Origin of the sequence: Parasphingorhabdus sp., assembly GCF_039977335.1 — a bacterium.
GTDB lineage: Bacteria > Pseudomonadota > Alphaproteobacteria > Sphingomonadales > Sphingomonadaceae > Parasphingorhabdus.
In genome coordinates, this window is sequence record NZ_JBDWDI010000004.1 from 827,666 (window position 1) to 846,055 (window position 18,390).

Annotated in this window: 13 protein-coding genes; 5 read left to right on the plus strand and 8 right to left on the minus strand. The window is 51.4% G+C overall.

The genetic code is table 11. The features are described 5' to 3' along the window. Positions 1-22 precede the first annotated feature (22 nt). Entirely contained in the window at positions 23-457 is a 435-nt protein-coding gene (locus ABJM21_RS11290) for an acyl-CoA thioesterase (protein ID WP_348301051.1), read from the plus strand. Between the two features lie 26 nt (positions 458-483). Here ABJM21_RS11290 and ABJM21_RS11295 read toward each other — a convergent pair whose 3' ends face one another. The 8 genes from ABJM21_RS11295 to ABJM21_RS11330 all read right to left on the minus strand — a co-directional run bounded on the left by ABJM21_RS11295 (position 484) and on the right by ABJM21_RS11330 (position 12,236). Beyond that, complete coding sequence (locus tag ABJM21_RS11295; RefSeq protein ID WP_348301050.1) at positions 484-1,266, minus strand: crotonase/enoyl-CoA hydratase family protein; 783 nt, start codon at positions 1,264-1,266, stop codon at positions 484-486. Between the two features lie 39 nt (positions 1,267-1,305). Beyond that, positions 1,306-1,932: a 2-hydroxychromene-2-carboxylate isomerase gene (locus ABJM21_RS11300; RefSeq protein ID WP_348382159.1), complete on the minus strand. Its 627-nt coding sequence runs from the start codon at positions 1,930-1,932 to the stop codon at positions 1,306-1,308. Positions 1,933-1,934: 2 nt separating this feature from the next. After that, positions 1,935-2,624 (minus strand): glutathione binding-like protein, encoded by a 690-nt coding sequence (locus ABJM21_RS11305; protein ID WP_348301048.1) that lies wholly within the window; start codon positions 2,622-2,624, stop codon positions 1,935-1,937. Positions 2,625-2,865: 241 nt separating this feature from the next. Next, positions 2,866-3,549: an SDR family NAD(P)-dependent oxidoreductase gene (locus ABJM21_RS11310; protein WP_348301047.1), complete on the minus strand. Its 684-nt coding sequence runs from the start codon at positions 3,547-3,549 to the stop codon at positions 2,866-2,868. A gap of 146 nt (positions 3,550-3,695) precedes the next feature. After that, positions 3,696-6,608: an insulinase family protein gene (locus ABJM21_RS11315; protein ID WP_348301046.1), complete on the minus strand. Its 2,913-nt coding sequence runs from the start codon at positions 6,606-6,608 to the stop codon at positions 3,696-3,698. Positions 6,609-6,820: 212 nt separating this feature from the next. After that, positions 6,821-10,411: a TonB-dependent receptor gene (locus tag ABJM21_RS11320; RefSeq protein ID WP_348301045.1), complete on the minus strand. Its 3,591-nt coding sequence runs from the start codon at positions 10,409-10,411 to the stop codon at positions 6,821-6,823. A gap of 179 nt (positions 10,412-10,590) precedes the next feature. Then, the gene (locus tag ABJM21_RS11325; protein ID WP_348301044.1) at positions 10,591-11,661 is read right to left on the minus strand and encodes a FecR family protein; all 1,071 of its coding nucleotides are present in this window, start codon (positions 11,659-11,661) and stop codon (positions 10,591-10,593) included. Continuing rightward, positions 11,658-12,236 (minus strand): RNA polymerase sigma factor, encoded by a 579-nt coding sequence (locus ABJM21_RS11330; protein WP_348301043.1) that lies wholly within the window; start codon positions 12,234-12,236, stop codon positions 11,658-11,660. The genes ABJM21_RS11325 and ABJM21_RS11330 overlap by 4 nt, the downstream gene beginning before the upstream one ends. A 165-nt stretch (positions 12,237-12,401) precedes the next feature. Here ABJM21_RS11330 and ABJM21_RS11335 point away from each other — a divergent pair, with 165 nt between their 5' ends. The 4 genes from ABJM21_RS11335 to ABJM21_RS11350 all read left to right on the plus strand — a co-directional run bounded on the left by ABJM21_RS11335 (position 12,402) and on the right by ABJM21_RS11350 (position 18,190). Further along, positions 12,402-14,426, plus strand: a complete 2,025-nt coding sequence (locus ABJM21_RS11335; protein WP_348301042.1) for an NADPH-dependent 2,4-dienoyl-CoA reductase — start codon at positions 12,402-12,404, stop codon at positions 14,424-14,426. 202 nt (positions 14,427-14,628) lie between these two features. Beyond that, on the plus strand, positions 14,629-15,525 hold the full coding sequence (gene cysD, locus ABJM21_RS11340; protein ID WP_348301041.1) for a sulfate adenylyltransferase subunit CysD: 897 nt from the start codon (positions 14,629-14,631) through the stop codon (positions 15,523-15,525). Then, positions 15,525-17,465 (plus strand): sulfate adenylyltransferase subunit CysN, encoded by a 1,941-nt coding sequence (gene cysN, locus ABJM21_RS11345; RefSeq protein ID WP_348301040.1) that lies wholly within the window; start codon positions 15,525-15,527, stop codon positions 17,463-17,465. Before cysD ends, cysN begins: the two co-directional genes overlap by 1 nt. Further along, positions 17,462-18,190, plus strand: coding sequence for a 3'(2'),5'-bisphosphate nucleotidase CysQ (locus ABJM21_RS11350; protein WP_348301039.1), 729 nt, complete (start codon positions 17,462-17,464; stop codon positions 18,188-18,190). The genes cysN and ABJM21_RS11350 overlap by 4 nt, the downstream gene beginning before the upstream one ends. Positions 18,191-18,390: the final 200 nt, after the last annotated feature.

Consider the following 18,390-nt stretch of genomic DNA (forward strand, 5'->3'; position numbering starts at 1 on the left):
TACAATTTTCAAAGAGTAACCTATGTCCAAACCTGAATCTTGGCAGCTGTCAAAGGCTAGCTATCCCTTTTCCAATGTCACTCAAACCCGCTTTGGCGACATGGACCTGCTCGGTCATATCAACAATGTCGCGATGGCGGATCTGTTTGAAAATGGCCGGGTCTGTTTCAACCGGTCCATGGGTATGGAGAACCGCGCAGAGGGCGATCGCTGGTTAATCGCAGCCGTACAGATCAACTATCTCCGCGAGGCGCATTTCCCTGATGATGCAGAGATTTGCAGCGGCATTGGCCGGATCGGCAAAACATCCTGGGATATCTTGTCTGCCGCGTTCCAGAACGATTCATGTGTCGCGACCTGCACCACGACTTTGGTCCTGACCAACAAGCAAGGGGCCAAAGTTATTGATGGCGAATTTCGGACCGTGCTGGAACAGCAGATGGTAAAACGCGACTAGCGACTAGCGCCCGGGCTTTACCGTTCCTAGTCGTTAAAATTGGCCGCGCGTTTCTGCATGAAGGCCATGACCGCCTCTTTCTGGTTGGGTCTCTTGCCGACCTTGTTCTGCTCGACACTTTCCATCATCAGGATTTCGTCTTCATTCATGTCCGGTAGCTGGTTCATCAACCGCTTGGCAGCCTTGATCGCATCCGGGTTCTTGCCGGCAATTTCCGCCGCCAGTTCCATAGCCCTGGCATGCGGATCATCAGCAAGATGTGACACAAAGCCCAGCTCTTTGCCTTCCTCGCCAGAGAATATCCGGTTGGTGTAGGTCAGCTCGCGTAAAATATCATCGCGCACAAAGCTGCGCCATGTCGTATAGCTGCCCATATCTGGGATCAGGCCCCAGCGCATTTCCATGATCGATAATTTGGAGTCGGGCGTTGCAATCCGCACGTCCGCCGCCGAAGCAAATTGCAGACCACCGCCAACACAGGCACCGTGAATGGCCACGATCACCGGTGCGGGCAACCGCCGCCACTGCAGCACAACATGCTGATATTTATTCGCGTTGCCATAGCTGCGGTCGGTCAAACTGCCGGTCGTGCTCGACTGCGTAAAGCTCGCCATATCAAGACCAGCGCAAAAGCCCTTACCATTGCCGGATAGCACAATCGCCCGCACATCCTTCATCTCGGCGAGCTTGTCGGTCGCATCGATAATCGCATCAATCTGCTCCGGGTCGAGCGCATTCATCTTGTCCGGCCGGTTAAACCGGACATCGGCAATATGATTTTCAACCGAGATAGTGACGCGTTCTGACATGGTTAGGCTCCCGAATTTCTGGGGTATGACTGGATTCGTTTATGTGTTGGTCGCCAGTTTAATCGCTCGATTAACTAACGGCAACTGATCATTACCAAAATACATCCGTTCGCCGCCTTGATAAGGCACAAAAATACTAGGTGACCCGTAAGAGCCGCGGGCAATCGCCTCCTCGGTATTGGCGCGCAACCGGTCTTTTACCGCCTGTTCCTGGGTTTGCGAGACCAATGCTTCCCCGTCCAAACCGATTTCATTGGCAATCGCCGCCAGCACCGCCGGATCATCCAAATTGCGCTGATCTGTATAATAGGCATTAAACGCAGCCGTCGCGAATTTATGCAGCGCTTCTTGATCATCCTCAAGCGCACAACAGGCGCGCATGGCGTGAACGGATTTGACCGGATGGTGCTCGCTCGGAAAATTCATCGGCACACCGGCCAGCGCAGCCCAGTCCTTCATCACACGAAAACTGTGCACAAATTTTGGATTGTCGGGATTTTCGCGCGCCGCATAAACACTCTGGTTCACGGCATTGAACACACCGCCGACAAGAAACGGCTTCCAGATGATTTCGGCTCCGGTTTCTTTGATAATCGGCTGAATATTATGGAAAGCCAAACAAGTCCAAGGGCTGGAGAGATCGAAATAAAATTCAACTGTCGTCATGGTCATTCCTTTATCCCGAACAATGTCTTTCGTACCGCGGCATCATCCTGCGGGTTCCGATTAATCTTGTCACGGCCCAGCGCCATCCCGCGCCGCAATCCTTCGCGCTGCTTCAGTTCTTCATACCAACGTTTGACGCCCGCGAAATCCGCCAGATCAATTTCCTGCCGTTTGTACGTCTGCACCCAAGGGAAACAGGCCATATCGGCAATGCTATAATCTTCCCCCGCCAAATAAGCGCTATTTGCCAGCCGCCGGTCCATCACCCCGAACAGGCGCAGCACCTCGTTGCGATAGCGCTCGGTAGCATAGGCAATGCGGTCGGGCGCATAGAGTTTGAAATGGCCATGCTGCCCCATCATCGGGCCCAGTCCGCCCATTTGCCACATCAACCATTCGGTCGCCGCGACCTGGCCGCGCAGGTCATGAGGCAAGAATTTCTCCGCCTTGTTCGCTAGATAAAGCAGGATCGCACCGGTTTCAAAAACACTCACAGGATCGTCTTCATCCTCTGGATCATGATCAACAATCGCCGGTATCCGGTTGTTCGGGCTGACCGCGAGAAAATCTGGTTTAAACTGCTCGCCCGCGCCAATGTTAACCCACTTAACCCGATAATCGAGCCCACATTCCTCCAGCATCACGCTGATCTTCCAGCCATTAGGTGTGGGAGCAAAATAAAGGTCAATCATCGCAAAAGATATCCCGGAACAAAGATGACAAAATATACGCGAAACAGGGGTGAAATTCTGTTCAACTGATGCCTTACAGCGGTGAATGGAGACAAACTGTCAAAGGCGCGCGCAGTAGGCATAAGTGACGGTTGCACGAAAACGGGCGTGTAGGACAGGAAAATTGTGGAAATTCACGACAGGTCTCGATTTTGCTGTTGATAGCCGCTGGAGCATGCAGGCCAAACAGAGCCAGCTTTATCTAGAGAGGATGCGCCTCCCCGTTCCAGCGCTTGAAATCACCCGTTTCTTCAATTGTCCATGCCTCAGCCACAGCACGGACACCCTGCGCGCTTTCTTCGGGCGTAATTTCCGCCCCCGGACCGCCCATGTCGGTTTGAACATAGCCGGGATGGATAAGCCCCACGACAATGCCCTGATCTTTCAAATCAATTGCCACTGATCGCATCATCCGATTAAGCCCTGCCTTTGCGGCACCATAGGCGTAAAACCCGCCATAAGGCCACCAGGACGCAGCAAGCTGACTTGAGAAATTCATCACTTTTGAACCGGATTCCATTTTGGGCAGCAATGCTTGCATAACTCGAAGCGGAGCCATCAAAAGGATGTTCAAAACATCGTTCCAAGCGGACCAATCTGACTCTTCCAATTCAGGAGCAATAGGACCAACAATCCCCGCCACATTATAGAGAATATCCACTTGGTCTTCGACATGCGACGCCGCTTCCTTGACCGAGGCGTCTAGCCCTACGTCCATTGCGACAGGCACTATCAGGTCTTGATATTGTCCGACAATGGCGTTGAGCGCATCAGCGCCCTTTGGGTCGCGCAAGAACGCATAGACTTTATCACCCTGTTCCGCATGTTGCCGGGTTAGTTCCAGCCCAATACCTCGACCCGCTCCGGTAATTGCAACAACCGCCATATCACTCCGCTCCTATTTTGTCTGCGCTGTGACTAACCTCTGGATGCTACCGAAAATACTGATGATTATGTCAGTGCGGGCACTCGGCTCGCAAGTTGCTTGGAGCGCTTCGAGCGACATGGGTTGATTGGAAATTGATAAACCTTCTAACGTGGTGGATCTATCGCGCGTGCAATATCGGTCGCGCTATCATCCTTTGTTGCTGGCAAAATATAGCCTGCGACAGCACTTCCTTTGACAAAAATCTGCGCTGCAAGGGCATTTATGTCTTCCACCGTCATTGTCTTCAAAACCGTCTCACGCACCCGGTGCCGGATCATCCCATGACCCTCTGTCTGGGCATCACCCAGCACAGACAGCCAATAGCCGTTATTCTCCAACGTGCTGTCAATGTCATCGACAATGGGTTTTAGCGCTCGCCCAAAAATATCCTGATCAATCGTCCCGTTGGCGAGATCCTCACCAACCGTCAGAACAGCCTGACGAACATCCTCCACTTTTTCGGGCGCTGCGACGACGTTGGCAAAAATATAGCCATAGGCCTCAAACAAGTCGTTAGCGAACATGCCAACGCCGGGAGAATAGGTCGCCCCCATTTCTTCCCGCAGCACGGTTGTCAGACGGTTGCGAAATATGCTGCGCAACACCTGCATTCTGAAAATATTACCCGGGTCAGAAGCATCAGGTGAAGGCCAGTAGACACGGATCACCGCCTTGTCCGCATTGCCCTGATGATAATAGGTAGACGGCTTGTCTGCTGGCGCCGGAAAATTCAAAACCTGCATATCCGGGTAAGCCTGTTTGCTATTGGCCCGCTTTGGCAGAGCGCCAAATGTCCGTGCAACCTCGGCGACAGCGGTGGCTCTGTCGACGTCACCAACTATGGTAATCTCGATCAGTCCATTTTTAAGCTGCGGCTCCATCCAGTCTCTTACATCCTGAATTTCAGGAGCTAGCAATGCCTCAAGGTCGGAATAGCCGTAACGCAAGTCACCAGATCTGATCATCCGCGGCAACTCTTTTTCGGCCACTGTCATCGGGGTGGCGTCATGGGTTGGATACCATGCCCTCATTTTTTCGTGATAGCGCTTCGCCGTTTGTTCGCGATAGGCGGGTGCTATGACATGGGCCGTCATCAGATTGAGCTGGTCCGCCAGATTGTCTCGGCCGGTGCTACCAATCACCTCTAGTGCATCATTATCGGGACGTAACCGGACCCGAGCCCCCACCCGTTTACCAGCAAAGAGTGTTTGCAGTGCATCCGCACTATGCCCTTTAACACCGCTACCGCTCAGCAGATTTTCCGCGAGCCGCCGCAAACTCTCGCTTTTTTTGGGCATCGAGAGGAAACCGCTACCCACTCTCACTCGAACGCCAATGGTATCGGTATCAAAATCCGTCTGTTTGAAATTCAACCGGACATTATTGGCAAATGTCACCGTATAGGCATCCGCATCCGGCAGATAGGCTTCCTTCGCAACCAGTCCAGCCTTGCCAAAGTCAGTATAGGCAAATTTCTCTGCCTGTTCATTCTCCAACGGCGAAACTGCGATTTTCCGGGAGGCGAGCAGAGCGGACTGTATCGCCGCTTCCGGATCATCCAGCTTCTGGTTTGTGGCGAGATAAACAATCGGTTTCTCAAGGCCGGTCCAGCGCTCCCGAAACACGCGCTCGACATCGGCTAGCGATATACTGGCCGCGAACATCTCAAACCGCTCCAGATCATCTTCCGGCGCCATAAACACCCGGTCCTTTGCGAAGCGATCGACCAATTCATGGGCATAATTATATTCGAGCCGCGCATAAGTCTTGCGTGTATCCTTACGATCCACCGCGACCTGAAGCCGTTTGCGCCACCGTGCGATAGCTTCGTTGAGCTCTGCATCCGTAAATCCGTAGGTAAACGCCCGCCGGATTTCCTGATCTCCCGCCGCCAGCGCTGCTTGCCAGTTTTCCGGAGTGCTACGCATCCGGATGAGCCAGGCGTCAACCGAGTCCTCTGGCGCATAGCGACTAATCGATCCGTCCAGATAGGGGGCATCACCAGCATCTACTCGCCGGTCCAGTCGGCGATTGACAATCTGTGCGCCTAGTGCGCGCAGGAAGCCTTCTTTTCGCCGCGCCACATTGTCCGGGCGTTTCTCATAAGGATGCAACACGCCGAGCGAGACAAAGGTCAATATTTCGTCATTTTGATGATAGCCGATTTTTCCCGGTACAATATTGACGGGCGGCAATTCGGCATCAGGGAGTGGAGGAGTGGTGGACCGCCAATCACCAAAATAGGCTTCGATCTTTTTGATCGCCACCGCGGTATCGACATCCCCGACAAAGGCGATAAACGTATTTTCCGGACGATAATAGCCGCGATAATATTTGACAAATTCTGACCGCGGCATGGTTGCAATGGTCTCATCTGTCCCGATCGGCAAGCGATCGACCAGCCCGCTGCCTTCGGTCAAGAAAGCCATATTCGCAACCAAGGCCCGAAAGTTCACCGAATCGCGGCTGCGTTTCTCAGACGCAATGACTCCGCGTTCCCGTTCAATCGCATCTTTGTCGAGCGTCAAATTTTGGGCCGTTTCCCGCATAAGGAAAAAGGCTTCGTTCAAAATCTCTTCGCCGGCTGTCGGCAGATTGAGCTTGTAGGTCGTCTGGCTAAAACCAGTGCTGGCATTTGTATCTGCGCCGAAGGCCAGGCCATATCGCTCTAGCCGTTTGATCATTTCCCCTTCGGCGACATTTTTGGAACCGTTAAACGCCATATGTTCGAGGAAATGAGCGATGCCCAGCTGCTTCTCGGTTTCATTCAAAGATCCCGTCGCAATCCGCATCCGCAGTGCCGCAACACCGCTTGGCGTGCTGTTCTTCATCACCGCATAGCGCAGCCCGTTATCGAGTGTTCCATAGACCACCCTGGGATCAGGTTTCAAATCACTCTGATCATGCGCAAAGCCACTTTTGCTGTCTGCATTCTCGGCCAACGCCGGAGCCGGCATGAATGTCAAAAATGCCGCAAGCAGCGCCGAAGGAAATAGCAACCGGGATATCTGTCGCATTACAAGTTCTCCAGAGAATCAGGGGAAATCTATCTGATCTTGTTAAAGGATGTTACTATATAGGACGCGCCGGGACGCCAATCCCTCAAAAAACAATTTAATATTCGGGCCGTGTTCTTGGTCATTCCATAGCTCTGCTTCCTGAGACCGATGCGGGGTATTGGGGTGGGAACGACCAACCCCAGGAAGCAGATAAGGGAAGTAGATGAGCGTTAGAATTTCGCGCGGAGACCCATCGTCACCGTTCGGCCGCCGTTGAACTGGAAAGTGTTCGGAAAGTTGAACGACGTATTGCCATCACCAAATTGCGAGCTTGTAGTTTTACGTATGTCAGGCTTTTTTGATCCCCGCAGAAGATTGTCACCTTCTAGGAATAACGTAAAAAGACCGCCTGCTTTCTCGAAACTGTAGGAGAACCGAGCATCCAATGTGTCATATGCCGGAATGACACTATTGATATTAAACTCGTCGAACCTCTCGACTGTAGCGGATTGACTGGTATAGATTACCCTGCCCTGGAAACCGTTCCGTTCATAATCCAGTGACAGATTGTAGACCCACCGCGCCTGATCACGTAAAGGCCGGTCAAGACTGAGTTGAATGGTATTCCCATCATCATCCCGCGCCGAAACAAGCGTTGGAAAATCACCATTAGTATAGGTGATATTGGCGAGCACGCCGAAATCACTCAAAAAACCGGGAAGGAAGTTCAAGCGCCGTATCAGCTCGCCTTCAATACCCCAGATCGTTCCGCCTTCACCATTTTCAGGTCTATTGACGAGAAACTGAGTATCATCTGGCAAGTTGAGCAGATCCGGGCGAGTTGCCAGCAATGGCTGATACCTGTCCAGAAATCTTTGCTGCACATCAGTATCGTCAAGGGGTGTGAAGGCAACATTGGTGAAATTATTGCTGATTTTTTTGTAGAAAAAGCCCGCTCGGATCAACCCGGGAGAATCATCAAAATAATAGGCAACGTCCAAATCATAGTTATCTGTTGTTGATGGCTTGAGACTGGGGTTAGCTTCCAGAATAGTCACTCTGCCAGATCCGGGACGCAGATCAACGCTGAAAGTTGTGCCGCGGTTGAAGAGACGGAAATCCGGGTTCACGGTAGAACGAAAATACCCGAAACGGGCGGTAACATTGTCTATCGGACGGTAGGTTAGTAGCAAGCTAGGGGTCCATGTGCTGACTGTACCCGAGGTACTTTCAAAACTGACCAATCCTTGTTCAACAAAGGTCTCGCGCGGTTCAAAACGAAAACCTGGCTCATCCAAACGGAAACTTTGACCGCTAATTGTTACTCCAGATCTTTTTTCGCGTTCATAGCGAACGCCAGCGATCAGATCGAATCTTCCCACAGTGAATTTTGATTCCAGATAGCCTGCAAATTTCTCCTCGATCGTCTTTGTCGGTGTAAAGGATCCCGTCCCACCCTGAATCGGGTCCAGCAAGGTGAAATCTGTAAACCGCAACCTCGCTTCATTAAAACCGGGCGTTGCCGGATCGTCCGTCACAAAATCGGATAGCTGGTTGAAAACACTGACGGCATTTGCAGAACTCAGGAACGGGATAGAAAAACCGTTTAAGCCCAGGTTTTCAAAACCATCTTGTTCAAGAACACCATCATCAAACAGTGACAAGGATGCCGGCAGGCCACCAAATATCTGCAAATAGCGCTGACTCGTAATAGCTCTTGCGTTTGTCACATTGCCATTCGTGTTGCGCTTGCTCCGTTGATACTTTCCACCCAGTTCCAGATAATCCAAAAAATCTAGCGGGGTATTATATCGAGCCTGAAATTCGCCACTGTAGGTTTCTGTGGGATTGTTAATCGGATTGGTAACAGCGTTATTTACCGCATAGTTCGATGGATCATTGATGAAATTCAATCCAGTCTGGGTAAGCGACGGTATTATCAGACCGTTTGCGGTTTCAACAAACACGCCATTAACAACTCTTTGGGTAGCAGCAGCATTATCGTCTGGATTAGTAACTATTGTTGAGGGGTCTATGAAATCGATAAAATCGGTCTCTACTGCGCCCAGTGTAATAGCCGTATTATCCCCCCGCCGTTTTGATCGCGCATAACCGGCCTTATATTCAAATTCCCAACGCCCGATATCGGTATCACCGCGAAAACTTATGCTATCGTTCGTAATTCTTTCATCCACAGTACCGTTGACGATACTCGGCCTAATACTGCTCAGTGTTGCACGTCGGCGTACTTCGCCTCCCAGTTCAGGGATGGGCATGTCGGTAAAAAATGTTCCAAATCCCACAGAAGATGCCGAATTACTGCGTTCGACATCACTCTGATTGCGCTGCAGATCAAGCCGCAGGCTTGTATGACTTGCAATATCCCAAGCCAGATTAAGCGAACCCACAATTGCTTCCTGTGCGGAATCGCTTCGAGTATAGCGTACGCTGCTTATCTGCTGCTGACTATCAAGCTCAGGGTCGAACGGAAACTCAGTGCTCGCCGGTACGTTGAAAAGCGAAGTAGAACCAACGGGAAAAACCGGCGGAATTCTGCTAACTGTTAAAGCAGTGTAGTTGAGCCGATCCGCTTTACGATATTGCAGAGATGCGGCAACGCCAAAATTGGGAGCCAGCTTTTTGGCAATCGTGCCATTGACCTGATATTCTTCACCAAACGCACGATCGAAATTGCTTTCCCCCTCAACCGAAAAACTCGCCGAAAAGTCACCATAGTCGAGACCAGATTTAGTTTCAATTTCGACCAAACCACCGGACCCTGTAGCCTCATGACTAGGTAGTAGTGATTTGTGGATGGTGATTTCCGAAATATTGTCGGTTAGAAATCCGCTTAAATCAACGGTGCGCTCAAATCCGGTACCCTGTACCTCCAGACCGTTCAATTGAACGTTGATCGCCTCAGAACTAAATCCGCGCACGGTGATACGAGATCCCTCACCAGTCTCATCATCACGCCCGAATGCCACTCCAGGAACCCGCCGAAGCGCCTCCGAAACCGTTTCGGCGGGAAAACCACCGAGAAGGTCCGACGAAACGATAGTAGCATTATTATCCGCATTTTTTTGCTTATTGAGCGCCTGTTGAATAGAACTGCGGTAGCCGAAAACCACGATATCCTGATTGGCTTCACCGATCTGGACGTTCGCCTGTTGTCGTGATCGGGGAGACACGGACACCACAACGGTCTTTACCTGCTCACCCAGATACTCCACCCGAACGACCTGCTGCCCACGCGGGACCGCAGGGAAGTAATATTGGCCGCGATCATCGGTCACAGCCTCCAGATTGGTGCCGTCAATGCGCACCAATGCCCCGCGCAGAGCAACACCAGTGCTCCTATTCACAACCGTGCCCGATACTATACCAGTGGCACCATCCGCCGAAGACCTGTCATCCTGTATCACAGCCGATGTCGATGCGGTCTGAACTCTCGCTGGCGCAGCGGCCGCTCGCGTGGCTGCATTTTTCCGCTGCGTCGTTTTAGCAAAACTGAGCGCGACGACATTGGGTTGAATTTCGCGAAAGGAAATGGAGGTTCCGCGGAGCAATATTCGCAAGGCTTGGGTCGGGGTCAATCGACCGGTGACCGCGCGGGCCCGTTTGTTTGCAACCATGCTGGGAGGATAGACGAGATTTTTTCCGGTCCTCAGTGCATAGTCTTTCAATGCTGAGGACAAGGACTGGTCCGGCATGTTGAAGGACATGGCCTGTTCCTGGGCATGGGCCGGACCGACAATTGCGATATTGGCGGCGCCAGTAAGCATTGCTGCCTGGAGCAGTTTGAACGAACGAGATTGCATTATGATCCCCTGTCTTATTCTTTCCCTGCCGGCCGTCAGTCATTCGCTGACTGGCCTAACAAGAAGTAAGACGCGCAAGTGTTCGCTTCCCTCAAAAATAATTTTGGATCGAGGGGATATGCTCGCTTTGTTTGGGGTAAAGTTAGTAAGGAAAAGCCTGTCTGTTCAGTGGCTAAAAGCTATTCTTTCCAACTCAATATTATATCACCTTCATCAGACTGCGCACTGTTCGCGACCGGGAAAGAAGCTTCCAAGGCAGCCGCAAAACTGTCGACAGAGCCCACCTGAAAAATGCCGCTAACCCGCATATCGGACAAAGTTGGATCGCCGACGATCAGCTTGCGCGTGGAATAGCGGTTCACTTCCTGCACTATCATTCCAAGCGGCTCGTTGTCGAAAATCAGCCTGCCATCTTTCCAACTGGTCACCGTATCGGTGTTGATCAAATTCACCTTAAACGGCTGGTCACCGAGCGCGATTAGCTGTTCGCCCGGCCGCAATTGTTTCTTGCTGACAGCATCTGGGTTAGCGTCGTCGCTGCCTTCGTTATCGACCGTCACAATCCCTTCTATCAGAGTCACACGTATCTCATCATCGGCGCGCCGGACAGAAAAGCTTGTGCCAATAGCGGTGATCAGCTTGCCATCTGCCTCCACGACAAAGGGCCGACTGGCATCTTTGGCAACATCAAATAATGCTTCACCGCGCAGCAAGATCAGATCACGCCTCTCCTCACTGAAGTTTATCTGGATGAGGCTATCCGTGTTGAGTTCGACAACGGACCCGTCCGGCAAGTTGACTGTAGATCGTTGGCCGATAGCCGTTTTGTAGATAGGCGATGATTGAGGATCAGCCTGCGCGAGCTGTTCAACCGGATTGGCGCTATCAGAACCGTTCCAATATTCGAACGGTTTCAACATGACCATCGAGACCACCAAAACCAAAAGAGTGGCGGCGATTGCGCCATATTTTAACCAGCCATTATTATTGGCCGCTGCCGGCATAGCCAAAGCAGTTTGCCGCATCGCAAGAATATCGTCGTCAACCGCGCTATCTTGCATCGCTGTCCAGACTTCCTCCTGAAGCGCATAGGCTTCGGCATGGCGCGGAGACTCTTCCAGCCAAGCTTTGAACCGTCGTTGATCGCCTTTACTCGCATTATCGGCACGCAAACGAGCAAACCAATATGCAGCCTGTTCTTCGACGCTGTTATTCGCGTTCAACGCGTTCATGCTATGGGGATCTTTCATTCTGATGACCCCAAACGATGTGTAAGATGTTTGATGGCATCCATCATATGTTTTTCAACTGAACTCATCGATATACCCAATTGCTGCGCGATCTCGCGATATTTAAACTCTTCAAACCGGTGCAGCAGGAAAACTGTCCGCGTACGTTCCGGCAATTCGTTCAATGCGTTTTTCAGCGCCACTACTTTCTCTTTACCTAACAAGACGCGCTCGGGAGAAAGTTCCTCAAAAGCATTTTCATTTTGATCGGTTAATTGCTTTGTAAATGCCCGTTTGGTTGCCTCACGGCGGGCTTTATCGCGCAATAAATTAGCGGCAATCTGGAAAATAAAGGCTTCAGGGCGTTCCAGATCAGCATTGTCAGCGCGGGAGGTTAACCGGTAGAAAACATCCTGAACCAGATCTTCCACTTCATTTTGGTTATAAACTCTTTTCCGGAAGTATTTTTCCAGCGGGATTTGGAATTGGGCAAATAGTTCCGTCAGGTCATCATGCTGTGACTGGCCTTTAGCGGCATCACCATCCACATGAGAACTACCCGCTTTCTGGGAGTCAGTATGTTTTTTTGATGTCAACTTAATCCCAATCGAATCCAAAAATGTCGCTTAATTAAGAAAGCGCTTGCCAGTTTTGTCAATGCAGGCACAATCTGTGGCCGCGGATGTCAAATGCTGACGACACTGCCCGACCTAACAGATACGATAATAGGACGATGGAGAAATACTATTATACCGGCCGCTATGAAATATCCTCATTTGCTAACGCCACTTGACCTTGGCTTCACCACGATAAAAAACCGCTCGATCATGGGTTCCATGCATACGGGACTAGAGGAAACCGAGGGCGGATTTGAGCGCATGGCGGCCTATTTTGCCGAACGCGCAGCCAATAATATCGGCATGATTATTACCGGCGGGATCGCGCCAAATGAAGAATCGTCAAGCGGCGGCGCGATGATGTCTAGTGATGAAGAAGCCGAAAAGCATCGCTTGGTGACGGATGCTGTCCACAAGGCCGATCCTGATGTTAAAATCTGCATGCAGATTCTGCACCCGGGGCCATTGGCTTACACCCCTAACGCTGTTGCGCCATCGGCGGTTAAATCGCGGATCGCACCATTTGTTCCGAATGAACTCGACAAGGCCGGCATCAAAAAGCAAATTGATGACCATGTCCGCTGCGCCGTGATGGCAAAACAGGCAGGTTATGATGGCGTCGAAATTATCGGTTCTGCTGGCTATCTAATTTCCACCTTTCTGGTTCAAAAAACCAATTTGCGCGAAGATGAATATGGTGGATCCTATGAGAACCGTATGCGCTTTGCCCTTGAAATTGTGGAACAAACTCGCGCCGCAGTCGGTGATGATTTCATATTGATTTTCCGTATCGCCGCCATGGATATGCTGGAAGGCGGCATGAGCTGGGAAGAAATTGTCGCCCTTGGGAAAGCGCTGGAAAAAGCCGGCGTTACAATCATCTCCACCCATTTCACCTGGCATGAAAGCGCAGTTCCCACCATTGCAACCATGGTACCAAGGGCAGCGTTTACATCGGTAACCGGCCGGTTACGCAAAGAAGTCAATGTACCAGTTATCACGTCTAACCGGATCAATATGCCTGACGTTGCGGAAGAGGTTCTGGAACGCGGTGATGCTGATCTGGTATCCATGGCTCGCCCGTTACTCGCGGACAGTGCTTTCATGCGCAAAGCCGTTGAGGGGCGCGAGGACGAAATCAACACGTGCATCGCCTGTAACCAGGCCTGCCTTGATCATACATTTTCGGGTAAATTAACATCCTGCTTGGTCAATCCGCGAGCTTGCCACGAGACAATGCTGAATTATCTGCCAACCACGACAGCGAAGAAAATCGCCGTGGTCGGAGGCGGGCCAGCCGGCCTCGCTTATGCCACCGTTGCTGCTGAGCGCGGCCATGCGGTCACTTTGTTCGAAGCATCTTCGGAAATTGGTGGTCAGTTTAATCTCGCCAAAACCATTCCGGGCAAAGAAGAATTTTATGAAACGGTCCGCTACTATAATCGCATGATTGAGGTTCATGGCATCGACCTTAGGCTCAATACACCTGCCGATGCCGCGACGTTAAAAGCAGAAGGCTTCGACGAAATAATCATCGCAACCGGTATCAAACCGCGGCAACCGGACATTGAGGGCATCGATCATCCCAAAGTAGCCAGCTATATCGATGTCATAACCGGCAAAAAATCAGTCGGGAAAAAGGTCGCGATCATCGGGGCGGGTGGCATCGGCTTCGATGTTTGTGAACTCATCAGTCATTCCGGACCATCCGGCGCTGTAGACCGCGATGTCTTTGCCGCAGAATGGGGCGTGGATTTTGAAAATCACCCGCGTGGCGGCGTCACGGGCGTTGAACCCAAAGTTGCCAAGTCGGATCGAGAGATCACATTGTTGCAGCGTAAGGAAAGCCGCGTTGGAGCTGGCCTTGGAAAGACGACCGGATGGACGCATCGGATCACGCTTGCACGCCGCGGCGTGAACATGATGAACGGCGTGGAATATGTTAAAATTGACGATGACGGACTACATATCTTGCAAGGCGGACAGCCCGAAATTCTGGAGGCCGACACCATCATAATCTGCGCCGGGCAAGATCCACTGCGAGACACTTATGACGATTTAATTGCTGACGGTCTAAAACCTGAACTGGTTGGCGGCGCTTTTGAGGCGAAGGAACTGGACGCCAAAGCAGCAATAAATCAAGCCAGTCATATGGCTGCGGCTGTCTGAACCTGATATTCTGCGCGCTGATCGGGTGGTTCATTGCAATGCCATCTGATCGGCTCGCAAAATAATAAACAAGCAATGTTTATCCACAATTAGAAAATCTTGCCAGCCTTTGCGCTCCAACTTCGCTATGTACATGTTTCTTGATTGTTGCCTTTGGCCTTGTAGGCATTTGAAAGTGACATGTAACGAAAGCAAACTCGCAATGCCCCTCACCCATCTTCAGCGCCTCGAATCCGAAGCCATCCATATTATGCGCGAGGTCGCAGCGGAGGCTGAGAAGCCTGTCATGCTCTATTCTGTAGGCAAGGACAGTGCAGTCATGCTCCATCTGGCGAAGAAGGCCTTTTTCCCTTCTCCTCCCCCCTTCCCGCTTCTCCACGTAGATACCACGTGGAAATTTCAGGAAATGTATAAATTGCGCGAAAAGGCCGCAATCGATGCAGGCATGGAGCTATTGGTTCACCAAAATCCAGAGGCTAAGGACCAAGGGATTAATCCGTTCGACCATGGTTCGTTGCACACAGATATGTGGAAAACCGAAGGGTTGAAACAAGCATTGGATCATCATGGCTTTGATGCAGCCTTTGGCGGCGCACGGCGGGATGAGGAAAAAAGCCGGGCGAAGGAACGTATTTTTTCTTTCCGGTCTGCCAATCACCGCTGGGATCCCAAAAATCAAAGGCCAGAGCTTTGGAAAGCCTATAATACACGCAAAGCCAAGGGTGAGACCATAAGAGTTTTCCCTCTGTCCAACTGGACCGAACTTGATATCTGGCAATATATCCATCTCGAGAATATCGAGATTGTTCCTCTCTATTTCTCGGCCCCTCGCCCGACCGTGGAGCGCGATGGAATGTTGCTCATGGTTGATGACGATCGGTTCCGGTTTGAGGAAGGGGAGAAACCGGTGGAGCGCTCCATTCGTTTCCGTACGCTTGGCTGCTATCCCCTAACCGGTGCAGTGGAAAGTGAAGCAACAACCCTGCCCCAGATCATTCAGGAAATGTTGCTTACAACGACATCGGAGCGACAAGGACGGGCCATTGATCATGACCAGGCCGCCTCGATGGAGAAGAAGAAGCAGGAGGGGTATTTCTGATGGCTCATTCTGAAAATATCGATGCCGATACCATCTACGAGACCGATGCCCTTATCGCCGAGGATATCGATGCTTATCTGGAAGCACATCAGCATAAGACGATGCTGCGGTTCATTACCTGCGGATCGGTAGATGATGGCAAATCTACGCTGATTGGGCGTTTGCTATATGATTCAAAGATGATCTTTGAGGATCAGTTGGCGACCTTGGAAGCAGACAGCAAGAAAGTCGGCACACAGGGCCAAGAGATTGATTTTGCACTGTTAGTGGACGGATTGGCGGCGGAACGCGAGCAAGGCATTACAATTGATGTCGCCTATCGCTTCTTTGCGACGGAGAAACGCAAGTTCATTGTCGCGGACACACCCGGCCATGAACAATATACCCGCAATATGGTCACCGGCGCGTCCACCGCAGACCTTGCTGTGATCCTGATTGACGCACGGCAAGGCATTTTAACCCAGACACGCCGCCATAGCTATTTGGCCCATTTGATCGGCATCAAACATCTCGTCGTCGCCGTGAACAAAATGGATTTGGTGGGATATGATCAATCCGTCTATGACCAGATTATCGCCGACTACTCCGATTTTGCTGAAGAAATTGGAATAAAAGCGTTCACACCTATCCCTATTTCAGGTCTGGCAGGCGATAATATCACCAGCAAGTCAGACCATACTCCTTGGTATGATGGTCCGGCTCTCGTCGAACATCTCGAAAATGTTGAAGTGATGGTTACGGCCAATCAAGCGCGCCCGCTGCGCATGGCCGTGCAGTGGGTTAATCGGCCCAATCTCGATTTCAGGGGCTTCAGCGGACAAATTGCAAGCGGAACCGTTAAACCGGGCGACGCAGTCCGCATTTTACCCTCCGGGAAAACGACCACTGTTAAACGCATAGTGACGCTGGATGGCGATCTTGATGAAGCAGTCGCAGGACAGTCAGTCACACTGACTTTTGCAGATGAAATTGATTGTTCTCGCGGGGATATCATCGCCGCCGTAGATGCCCCGCCTCAGGTTGCGGATCAGTTTGAAGCGACAATGGTCTGGATGGATGAAGCCGAACTGTTGCCGGGCCGCAGCTATTGGATGAAGATCGGCACGCAATTTGTGAGCACCACCGTTCAGCCCCCGAAATATCAGGTCAACGTCAATAATATGGAGCAGCTTGCGGCCAAGACGCTGGAGCTGAACGGCATTGGCGTGGCTGAGATTGCGACAGATCGTCCAATCATATTTGAGCCCTATGCGGATAACCGCGATCTTGGCGGCTTCATCCTGATTGATAAGATCAGCAATGCAACCGTTGCTGCCGGAATGCTGCACTTTTGTTTGCGGCGATCACAAAATGTCCATTGGCAGGATGTGGATATTGACCGGGCCGCTCATGCTTTGCAAAAACGCCAGGAGCCCCGGGTGGTCTGGTTTACCGGCCTGTCTGGATCAGGCAAGTCGACCATCGCCAATATGGTGGAAAAGCGCCTGCATGCGCTTGGGAAGCACAGCTTTCTATTAGATGGTGACAATGTTCGTCACGGGCTCAACAAAGACCTGGGTTTCACTGATGTCGATCGGGTAGAAAATATCCGCCGCATTGGCGAAGTCGCGAAATTGATGGCGGATGCGGGATTGATCGTGCTTACCGCCTTTATCTCTCCGTTTAGAGCGGAACGGCAACTGGTTCGATCCATGTTACCCGACGATGAGTTTATCGAGATATTCGTTGATACACCGCTATCTGTGGCGGAAGAACGCGATGTCAAAGGTCTCTACAAAAAGGCGCGCGCAGGGGAGCTGAAAAATTTCACCGGTATCGACAGCGACTATGAAATCCCTGAAAATGCCGAAATGAGAATCGACACAACCAAGATGAGCCCCGAAGAAGCCGCTGAAATTATCGTGGACAAAATAGTCGGTAGTTGGTCCTATACGATATGACAGATGCTGAATTGGCGGCAAAGCTAGCGGAAGATACCGGCGCTTTGCTCTTGGAATTGCGCGATAGCTCGAATTTGACTGGCAAAAGCCTAGGCGATGCTGGTGACAAAGCAGCCAACGATATGTTGGTGGCCGCTCTTCGAGAGCATCGTCCGGATGATGGGCTTCTATCGGAAGAAAGCAAAGACACTAGCGACCGATTGGATAAAGACCGCGTCTGGATCATTGACCCAGTGGATGGGACCCGCGAATATGGTGACGGCCGCGACGACTGGGCCGTTCATGTAGCGTTGGCTATGGATGGCAAGGCGGCGATTGGGGCGGTCGCTCTGCCGAGCTTAGATTTAACGTTACGCAGCGATTCTCCCATTGCTCCACCGGATCGCAGCAATAAGTTGCGCATGGTGGTTAGCCGTTCCCGGCCAGCCAAAGAAGCTGTGGCGGTTGCCGAGATATTGGAGACCGATCTAATCCCAATGGGCTCTGCTGGCGCAAAAGCGATGGCAATTGTTCGAGGAGAAGCCGACATTTACCTCCATTCCGGTGGCCAATATGAATGGGACAATTGTGCACCCGTTGCGGTTGCCGAAGCGCACGGGCTTCATTGCTCCCGTATCGACGGCAGCCCGCTAATCTACAATCAACGAGACACTTATTTGCCCGACTTGCTGATCTGTCACAGAGAAGATGCAAACCATATATTGGATTTGGTAAAACGGCTTTAGACGCCCTCTCCTTAAGGTCGCAAATCTTTCTCGAACTTCGGTTAGATCAGGCCCGCTCTGCCGATGCACATTAATTCTTTACCCGTTCCCACTAAGAAGGGACAGAATGCACTCTAGAGAGGCCGGATTAATTTACCACGCTTGACCCCAAATGTTGATCAGGCCAGAAGCGCGATATTAAGCGTAAATCTCATCTAACT